Origin of the sequence: Pseudoalteromonas sp. S3178, assembly GCF_005886985.1 — a bacterium.
Classification (GTDB): Bacteria; Pseudomonadota; Gammaproteobacteria; order Enterobacterales; family Alteromonadaceae; genus Pseudoalteromonas; species Pseudoalteromonas carrageenovora.
On the sequence record NZ_PNCW01000576.1, the window covers coordinates 1 to 289 of the forward strand.

Genomic DNA, 289 nt, shown 5'->3' on the forward strand with positions numbered 1-289 from the left:
ACATCTTCATTGAAGGTAAGACCTGCATCTTTAAATTCAATTACCCGCGTGACCGTATTGTGCTCTAGCGGCAACCCACGGGTTAGTCCCAAAAGCGTGGCCTTTTCTGGTGATAAACATTCATCCCCCAATACTGAGAACAACTGAGTAGCTAACACGCTTAATCGCACATTAAAGGTCGTAACTAAGTGCTGTACCAGTGGTAGTAATGCCTCATAACCGATGACGTCATCCGGTTGTGCCGGTACAACAAAGCGCGTATCTACAAAATGTGTTACCTGTGTATCAT

1 protein-coding gene is annotated in these 289 nt (G+C 45.0%); it reads right to left on the reverse strand.

Going from position 1 to position 289, the window contains the following annotated elements; all coding sequences use genetic code 11:
* Nucleotides 1-289 (reverse strand): hypothetical protein (locus CWC11_RS22290; protein WP_138684275.1); only part of this gene is annotated, 289 nt, incomplete at both ends.